The sequence below is a fragment of the Arthrobacter sp. SO5 genome, assembly GCF_020532805.1.
Taxonomy (GTDB): domain Bacteria; phylum Actinomycetota; class Actinomycetes; order Actinomycetales; family Micrococcaceae; genus Arthrobacter.
Window position 1 is genome coordinate 1 of the sequence record NZ_MQTQ01000066.1, and the last position, 7,729, is coordinate 7,729.

Here is a 7,729-nt window from a genome sequence, read left to right on the forward strand (position 1 = left end):
CCGGCCGGGCACCAGTTCCCCGGCCGGGCACCCCCGGGCCGGGTCGGGTGCGGCCGGGTCCAGGAAGTGCGCCTCGAGCGCGGCCGCCCCGGCCGCATCCAGGCCGGTTGTTTCGTCGACCATGATCCGGGCGTGCTGCCACGAGACCGTCCCGGCCTGCAGGGCCGCCAGGGTCAGCGGCAGCGCCGTCGTCAATGTCTGGGAGTCGGACAGGAGGGCACCGGCGGTCCGTTCGCTCACCGTCAGGACACACGCGACCTCGGCCACCACCGCCATCTCCCGGACGGTGCATTCCTGCGGAGACGCCGCCGGGGACGCCAACGCCGCGGTGGCCTGCACGTACTCCGCAGCCAGCCGCACCTTCAACGCCGCCACCCCGGCCTCCAGCCGGGCCACCCCGGCAAGCCCATCCAAACAGGCATCCGCCAAATCCCGCAACGGATCGTCCCAGAACGGTTCAGCCCGGGAACCAATATGGTCCGCGCCGGAGGCGGTCGGACCAATGTGATCAGCGCCGCAGCCGGTGAAGGAATCCAGCGCCGCAGTCAACGCCGCGACAGCCGCCAGGGCCTCCATGCCCTCCTCACTCCAGTCCGTGCTTTCCATACCCCCAAACTAGTGGGCACCTCTGACAATTTGACGCCATTGGCGGTGCAGCATCGTGACGACGTCCAGGAGGCTTACGGCACGGCCAATCTCGCCGAGCGTTGATGGGAACCCTCGCCGACACTCCAGCGGGTGGGCATTGGGCGTCGGAGATCCTGCTATCGATCGGTCCTGATCCAGTAACGCAGCACATGGCGGTTCCCGGCGTCATCCTCGAGGACGGCGCCCTGGCGTTCAATAGTTTTCGCCGAGGCGAGGTTTTCAGCCTCGCAGACAACCAGCACGCGTTCCATGCCGCGTAACCGCGCCTCGCGGACCATGCACCCCAGAGCCCAGGTCGCCAGTCCGCGCCGCCGCGCGGCCGGCCGTATTCCGTAGCCTATGTGCCCGGCCCACGGCACAAACTCATGGCCCTCGTGACGCAGCGCGATCCCGCCGAGCACTTGGTCGCCATCAACAATCCAGCGGTACGTACAGCGCTGCTCGCCGGCCAGGCGCTCCGCCCAGGCAGCGAACCCGGCTGGCGAATCGGCGTCGTCCGTCGGCAGCAGCCCGAAACCGTCCTCATGAACGCCGGGACCCCACTCGGCACGCGCCTCGAGCCAGGACGCGTGCAGCCGTCCGGCAGGTGCGATCAGCTCGGGCATGCCGCAACTATATCGACCCACAATCGATGGGCGCGACCATTGGCTGCGTGGCGCCGCGACCTAGCTCGGAGGCTCTTGAAAATGGAACCGGAGAACACTAATACGTGCGGCATCGGCCAGGCGGGGGTAGTGATGTCGCAGTCCTGGACGCAGAGCTTCCAGCGAAGATGCTCCTTCCAGGATCTTGGAATAGAAGTCCTTTGCCTAAGCTCTAACCATGCTTTCCCACAAAGACCCGCTGCCCTATCCCCCGAGGCGCGTGCTCGTGGCAGGGGTATCGGGTGTCGGCAAGACAACGCTCGCCCGGCGAATCGCCGCCATTACGGGGGGTCCGCACACAGAGATCGACGCGATCTTCCACGGACCGGCGTGGACGCCACGACCGGAGTTCCTCGCCGACGTGCACTCGATGGTCAGGACCGGCTCGTGGACCACCGAATGGCAGTACGACGCCGCTCGGCCGCTGCTCGCGGGGAGCGCCGATGTGTTGGTCTGGCTCGACCTGCCGTTTGTGCGCGTCACGCTCCCCCGACTCCTCCGGCGCACCATCCGCCGCCGAATCAGCCGTGAAGAGCTGTGGAACGGCAACATCGAAGCGCCGCTTTGGACAGTCCTCACCGATCGTGAACACATCGTGCTCTGGGCCATCAGGTCCCGGCGAAAATACCACTCGGCAGTACCCGGCCTCATCCATGCCTACCCGCACCTCACCATCGTGCGGTTGCGTTCGCAGCAGGAAGCCGAGGCCTGGCTGGCCGGGCCGCTGGCCGGCGCGGTCAGCGCGTTCGCACGTGACTGCCGAGGAGCCCGGTAGCCTGTCCGGATGAATACCGATGATCGCCTTGACAGTGTCCGCTCAACGTATGACGCCGTTGCGGAAAGCTACGCGCGCTTACTGCCGGATGCCGGCTTCGAAGCGCCGACGGACCACGGCATGATCGAAGCGTTCGTCACCCATGTGACCGGGGCGATCGCGCAAGCGGTAGTCGATGCCGGGTGCGGGACTGGGCGCATGACCCGGCTGCTGGCGTCCCAGGGAGTGGACGTATCGGGGATTGATGTGTCCGCCGGGATGATTGACGTGGCCCGCGGGACCTCGCCGGAGCTCAGCTTTGAGGTGGCCGGGCTGTCGGAGCTTCCCTACGGGGACCAGCAGTTGGGCGGGGTCTTCGCCTGGTACTCGATTATCCATTCGCCGCCGACGGATCTCCCCCGGGTGTTTGCCGAATTCTTCCGCGTCTTGGCGCCCGGGGGCCACGCACTGCTCAGCTTCCAGATCGGCGAGGGCCACCGGCATCTCTCCCGCGCCTACGGGCACGACGTGTCGATGGTGTCCTACCTCTTTACACCGGAGATCATCGCCGAACACCTGGCGGACGCCGGCTTCAGCGTGATCGCCCAGATGACACGCCAGGCTCGTCCGCAGGAAAAGACGCCCCAGGCCGTTCTTCTCGCCCACCGTCCGGCCAAGGTCGCCTAATTCTCAGCGTCGCCGCCGGGTTCGCGCGGCCAGACCGAGTTGGCCCGCAGGGTCACACCGGAGTCGGCGCGGAGCACCCGGCCGCCGGACTCCTCCCGCTCCGCGGCAGGCCACGCGGCATCCATCAACGCCTCAATCCCGGGCGTCGAATCCCGTGCCATGTGTCTCCTCCGCCCACCACGCCTGACAGTAGCTCGAGGCAGCAGATGCTCCGACAGCAAAGGCCCCCCGGATTCCCGGAGAGCCTTTGCTGATTGTCACACCGGGCTACTTGGCGTCGTCTGCCGCCGGTGCCGCGGCCTTCTTGGCCTCCGGCTTGAAGTCCACGCCGGCTTCCTTGCGCTGCTGCGACGTGATCGGAGCGGGGGCCTGGGTCAGCGGGTCGAAGCCGCCGCCGGACTTCGGGAACGCAATGACGTCGCGGATGGACTCGACACCTGCCATCAGTGCAACCACGCGGTCCCAGCCGAACGCGATGCCGCCGTGGGGAGGCGCGCCGAACTTGAAGCCCTCGAGCAGGAATCCGAACTTGGTCTGGGCGTCTTCCTTGTCCAGGCCCATGAGGTCAAAGACCCGCTCCTGGACGTCGCTCTGGTGGATACGGATGGAGCCGCCGCCGATTTCGTTGCCGTTGCAGACAATGTCGTAGGCATAGGACAGGGCGGACTCGGGATCCTTGTCGAAGCTGTCCATGAACTCGGGCTTGGGCGAGGTGAACGCGTGGTGTACGGCAGTCCACTTCCCGGCTCCGACGGCGACGTCACCGGACGCGACGGCGGCGGCGGCGGGCTCGAACATCGGCGCGTCAACCACCCAGCAGAAGGCCCAGTCGCTCGGGTTGATCAGGCCGGTGCGGTGGCCGATCTCCACGCGGGCGGCACCCAGCAGGGCCCGGGACGGGGTCTTCTCACCGGCGGCGAAGAAGATGCAGTCGCCCGGCTTGGCCCCCACGGCGTCGGCCAGGCCGGCACGCTCGGTGTCGGTCAGGTTCTTGGCCACGGGACCGGTGAGTTCGCCGTCTTCCTTGAACAGGACGTAGGCCAGGCCCTTGGCGCCGCGCTGCTTGGCCCATTCCTGCCACGCGTCGAGGGCGCGGCGGGCCTGGGAGGCACCGCCGGGCATGACGACGGCGCCGACGTAGGGTGCCTTGAAGACGCCGAAGTTGGTGTCCTTGAAGAACTCGGTGAGCTCGGTGAGTTCCAGGCCGAAGCGCAGGTCCGGCTTGTCCGAGCCGTAGCGGGCCATGGCGTCGTGGTAGGTGATGCGCTGGATCGGCGTCGGGATCTCGACGTCGATCAGCTTCCAGAGTGCCTTGACGATGTTCTCGCCGAGACGGATGATGTCGTCCTGCTCCACGAAGCTGGCTTCGATGTCGAGCTGGGTGAACTCCGGCTGGCGGTCCGCGCGGAAGTCCTCATCGCGGTAGCAGCGGGCGATCTGGTAGTACTTCTCAAAACCGCCCACCTGCAGGAGCTGCTTGAACAGCTGCGGGGACTGCGGAAGCGCGTACCAGGAACCGGGAGCCAGGCGGGCCGGGACCACGAAGTCGCGGGCGCCTTCCGGCGTCGAACGCGTCAGCGTCGGCGTTTCGATCTCGACAAAGCCGTCCGCGTGGAGCAGTTCGCGGGCAACGCGGTTTGCCTCCGAGCGCAGGCGCAGGTTGCGGGCGGGGCCGGGGCGGCGCAGGTCCAGGTAGCGGTGCTTGAGGCGGGCTTCCTCGCCCACTTCAACGTGCTCGTCGATCTGGAACGGCAGCGGTTCGGAGGTGTTGAGGATGGTGACCTTCTCGGCCATGACCTCGATCTCGCCGGTGGCCAGCGCCGGGTTCTCATTGCCCTCGGGGCGCCGGGAGACGGTACCGGTGACCTGCAGGACGTACTCGTTGCGCAGCCCGTGGAAGACCTCTTCTTCACGGACGACCACCTGGGCGACGCCGGAAGCGTCACGGAGGTCAACGAAGGCGACACCACCGTGATCACGACGCCGGCCGACCCAGCCGGCGAGGGTTACGGTTTGTCCAATGTGCTCGGAGCGAAGCGATCCGAGGTCATGTGTGCGCAGCACAGCACGCCTTTCTGAAGAAGACAGAGAGAAAACAGAACTCATGTTCCTGGATCGCTACGGGAACGATCCCGTCCGAGTTTACCCGTTGCCGGCGGCGCAGCCGCCATGCCGGGCGGCCGGCCGGCTCAGGCCTTGAGAACGCGGACGCGCAGGTCCTCCGCGGAGGGGGCCCAGCCGGCAGGATCGGCGTCGACCTGCTCGCCGGAACGGATGTCCTTGACCTGGTGCTTGCCCTCCTCGTCGGTAAACCAGACGAAGGGAATGCCGCGCCGGTCAGCGAACTTGATCTGCTTGCCGAACTTCTCTGCCTTCGCAGCAACCTCGGTGGCGATGCCACGGCTGCGCAGCTGTGCCGCCACGTCCTGCGCGGCACCCCAGCTGTCGTCGTTGGTGAGCGCCACCAGCACCGCGGTGGGCACCGAGCGCGTGGCCTTGGCAAGCTCCTGGCTGAGGATCCTGGACACCAGCCGGGTCACGCCAATCGAGAGCCCGACGCCGGGAAACTTGCGGCTGCCCTTGCTGGCCAGCGCGTCGTAGCGTCCGCCGGAGCAGATGGAGCCGAGCTGTTCGTGGCCCACCAGGACGGTTTCCACTACCGTGCCCGTGTAGTAGTCCAGGCCGCGGGCGATGCTGAGGTCCGCCACGACCTTTCCCGGGGCCCGCTGCACAGCCGCTGCGATGACCTGCTCCAGTTCGTTCAGGCCTTCCTCGAGCAGTTCGTTGCTCACCCCCAGGGCGCGGACCTGCTCCACGAAGGAAGTGTCCTCGGTGCGGATCGAGGCGAGCTTGAGCGCGGCCTGCGCCTGCTCCTCGGTGGCGCCGAGCTCGGACTTGAGCAGTTCGGCAACCTTCACCGCGCCGATCTTCTCAAGCTTGTCGATGCTGCGCAGCACGCCCGCGGTGTCCGTGAGGCCGATGCCGTTGTAGAAGCCTTCGGCCAGTTTTCGGTTGTTGATCCGGAGCAGGAAATCCGGGATGGGCAGTGCGTTGAGTGCCTCGGCGATGACGAGCGCAATCTCGACGTCGTAGCGGAACGGCAGTTCGCCGTCGCCCACGACGTCGATGTCCGCCTGGGTGAACTCCCGCGCACGGCCCTCCTGCGGACGCTCGCCGCGCCAGACCTTCTGGATCTGGTAGCGGCGGAACGGGAACGCCAGGTACCCGGCGTTCTCCACCACATAGCGGGCGAACGGCACTGTCAGGTCAAAGTGCAGGGCGAGGGCATGCGGATCCCCCTTGGCTGTGCCGGCGTTCCCGGCTTCGCCTTCGTCGTCCTGGAGCCGGCTCAAGCCGTAAACCTCTTTGTCGATCTCGCCCTTGCGCAGCAGCTGCCCGACGGTTTCCACGGCACGGGTTTCAATGGAGGAGAAGCCGTGGAGCTCGAAGATCCGGCGCAGGGTGTCCAGCACATGCAGCTCCACCAGCCGCTCCTCGGGAAGCCACTCGGGGAATCCGGACAGGGAGGCGGTGCGTGCCATGGTGGAATTTTCTCCTCAGGTAACGCCGGCCGGGACCATTTCGCCCCGGACTGTCCCGAAACAGGCTGACCGAAACGGGGAACAAATGGGCGGCAGACCGGCCAGACATGCATAAACTGTGTGCGGCAGTCAGTTTATGCTTTCGGCGCCTGCATCTCTAATGCGTCCGGGCACGGCAGGATTGCCGGCAGTGTGACAGCTGAACCGCGACGGCGCCCCGGCCCGTTCCGGCATCAGCCCTAGATCGTCAGCCCTAGAACCAGGAGGACTCTTGCCGGCCAGTTCACGGAACGCCCGCGAGGCCAAGCGCCGCGTCCAGCAAATGGAGGCCAAGCGGGAGCTGCGCACGGAACAGGACAAACGCCGCAAGCGCGACAACGTCCTCGCCGCCGGCGCGGGCACGCTCGCCATTGTGGCCGCCCTCATCCTCCAGCTGACGGTGTTCTCCTCGAATCCCACCGAGGACGAAACCAAGGCTGCCGAAGCCGCCCTGGCCACCCCGTCCGCCACGCCGTCGGCCACGCCCAGCAACGGCGAGAACATTCCCAAGCCCGAGGCCGCGGCCGGCAAGACCTTCACCGGCGAGCTCAAGCTCAACAGCGGGGCGCTCGGCATCGAGCTGGATGGCACGAAGGCCCCGCAGGCGGCTGCCGTCTTCAAGTCCCTCGCGGACCAGAACTTCTACGCCGGCCTCAGCTGCCACCGGCTGACCACCGCCGACGCCTTCGGGGTGCTGCAGTGCGGCTCCAAGTCCGGCGACGGAAGCAGTGACGCGGCCTTCACCTGGGGACCGCTGGAAAACACGCCGGCGGACAACAACTACCCGGCCGGAACCATCGCCGTCGCGCGCACGGGCGGAAACGCCTTTGGCAACGGCACGCAGTTCTTCATTGTCTACAAGGACACCACCATCCCGGCAGACGCCGCCGGCGGGTACACCGTGGTGGGCAAGGTGACATCCGGGCTGGACGTGGTCAGTAAGATCGCGGCTGCGGGCCTGAAGCCGGGCGGTAAGGCCGGGGACGGCGCACCCGCGGAACCAGTCACGATAGACTCGTTCTCTCTGAAGTAACCAGCCGGTGCCCTCGTGGCCTCGGCCCCGGTATTTCCCTCCAAGCGAAAGACTTCTAGCGGTGACAGACAGTCAGAAATCCGACGAAACAGTGTCAGCAGCAGCTGCCAACGAGACCGAAGCTGAGGCAACGGTGACAGCACAGTCGACAGACACTCCCACGAACCCGGTGACGGCAACCGAGCCGGCGCAGGAAGCGCCCGCCCAGGAAGCGCCCGCCCAGGAAGCGCCTGCCCAGGAAGCCGCAGCGGAGCCGGCGGCGGACGCCGCCCCCGAGGCGCCTGCCCAGGACGCCGCCCCTGAGGCGCCTGCCCAGGAAGCGGCCCCCGAGGCGCCCGCCCAGGAAGCGGCCCCCGAGGCGCCCGCCCAGGAAGCGGCCCCC

At 67.3% G+C, this 7,729-nt stretch carries 7 protein-coding genes and 2 pseudogenes; 4 read left to right on the top strand and 5 right to left on the bottom strand.

Going from position 1 to position 7,729, the window contains the following annotated elements; all coding sequences use genetic code 11:
• Both BJG92_RS12535 and BJG92_RS12540 read right to left on the bottom strand, forming a co-directional pair.
• Positions 1-606 (bottom strand): annotated as a pseudogene (locus tag BJG92_RS12535) (endonuclease); the annotation flags it as partial.
• 158 nt (positions 607-764) lie between these two features.
• Entirely contained in the window at positions 765-1,253 is a 489-nt protein-coding gene (locus BJG92_RS12540) for a GNAT family N-acetyltransferase (protein WP_232084341.1), read from the bottom strand.
• Between the two features lie 217 nt (positions 1,254-1,470).
• Between BJG92_RS12540 and BJG92_RS12545 the strand changes: the two genes are divergently transcribed.
• A complete protein-coding gene (locus BJG92_RS12545) occupies positions 1,471-2,067 on the top strand; it encodes an AAA family ATPase (protein WP_232084342.1) in 597 nt (198 codons plus the stop codon).
• 9 nt (positions 2,068-2,076) lie between these two features.
• The gene (locus BJG92_RS12550) at positions 2,077-2,733 is read left to right on the top strand and encodes a class I SAM-dependent methyltransferase (protein ID WP_232084343.1); all 657 of its coding nucleotides are present in this window, start codon (positions 2,077-2,079) and stop codon (positions 2,731-2,733) included.
• On the opposite strand, the gene BJG92_RS12555 is transcribed toward BJG92_RS12550, so the two are convergent.
• The 3 genes from BJG92_RS12555 to hisS all read right to left on the bottom strand — a co-directional run bounded on the left by BJG92_RS12555 (position 2,730) and on the right by hisS (position 6,275).
• Positions 2,730-2,894: a hypothetical protein gene (locus BJG92_RS12555; protein WP_374199793.1), complete on the bottom strand. Its 165-nt coding sequence runs from the start codon at positions 2,892-2,894 to the stop codon at positions 2,730-2,732. The genes BJG92_RS12550 and BJG92_RS12555 overlap by 4 nt on opposite strands.
• A gap of 106 nt (positions 2,895-3,000) precedes the next feature.
• Entirely contained in the window at positions 3,001-4,797 is a 1,797-nt protein-coding gene (gene aspS / locus BJG92_RS12560) for an aspartate--tRNA ligase (RefSeq protein ID WP_232084344.1), read from the bottom strand.
• 125 nt (positions 4,798-4,922) lie between these two features.
• On the bottom strand, positions 4,923-6,275 hold the full coding sequence (gene hisS / locus BJG92_RS12565; protein WP_232084345.1) for a histidine--tRNA ligase: 1,353 nt from the start codon (positions 6,273-6,275) through the stop codon (positions 4,923-4,925).
• 271 nt (positions 6,276-6,546) lie between these two features.
• On the opposite strand from hisS, the gene BJG92_RS12570 reads away from it, so the two are divergent.
• Both BJG92_RS12570 and BJG92_RS12575 read left to right on the top strand, forming a co-directional pair.
• Positions 6,547-7,347: a peptidylprolyl isomerase gene (locus BJG92_RS12570; protein ID WP_232084346.1), complete on the top strand. Its 801-nt coding sequence runs from the start codon at positions 6,547-6,549 to the stop codon at positions 7,345-7,347.
• A 61-nt stretch (positions 7,348-7,408) separates the two neighbouring features.
• A pseudogene (locus BJG92_RS12575) lies at positions 7,409-7,729 on the top strand (DUF349 domain-containing protein); the annotation flags it as partial.

Coding starts and splice junctions, on each gene's coding strand:
- BJG92_RS12540 (WP_232084341.1), bottom strand. CDS start 1,253: ATGCCCGAGCTGATCGCACCTGCCGGACGGCTGCACGCGTCCTGGCTC.
- BJG92_RS12545 (WP_232084342.1), top strand. CDS start 1,471: ATGCTTTCCCACAAAGACCCGCTGCCCTATCCCCCGAGGCGCGTGCTC.
- BJG92_RS12550 (WP_232084343.1), top strand. CDS start 2,077: ATGAATACCGATGATCGCCTTGACAGTGTCCGCTCAACGTATGACGCC.
- BJG92_RS12555 (WP_374199793.1), bottom strand. CDS start 2,894: ATGGCACGGGATTCGACGCCCGGGATTGAGGCGTTGATGGATGCCGCG.
- hisS (WP_232084345.1), bottom strand. CDS start 6,275: ATGGCACGCACCGCCTCCCTGTCCGGATTCCCCGAGTGGCTTCCCGAG.